Source organism: Neisseria sp. P0001.S005, from assembly GCF_051963715.1.
Window position 1 is genome coordinate 1 of the sequence record NZ_JBQCTZ010001004.1, and the last position, 257, is coordinate 257.

Annotated in this window: 1 pseudogene; it reads right to left on the minus strand. The window is 50.6% G+C overall.

From position 1 onward, the window contains the following. Positions 1–257, minus strand: a pseudogene (locus ACTHSP_RS23860) (5-methyltetrahydropteroyltriglutamate--homocysteine S-methyltransferase); the annotation flags it as partial.

A 257-nucleotide genomic window follows, 5' to 3' on the forward strand; every position in this document is an offset into this window, starting at 1 on the left:
TCGAACCATTTGGTCATTTCGATAGCGAATTGGTCTTTGTTACCACGGGCCAGTTGGAAGAATTGTTCCAAAGACAGGTTTTGGCTGTCGAAGCCGAAACGGGCAGGGATGGCACCGGTAGCAACTTGCAGGTCGAGGATGTGGTCGTAGAAAGTGAAATCGCCTGCAGCAACGAAATCGGCGTTGGCAGCAGCTTGGTGTTTCCAGTTTTTCTCGCGCAAGTCTTTAGCAACAGCCAGCAATTCTTGCTCGCTGAT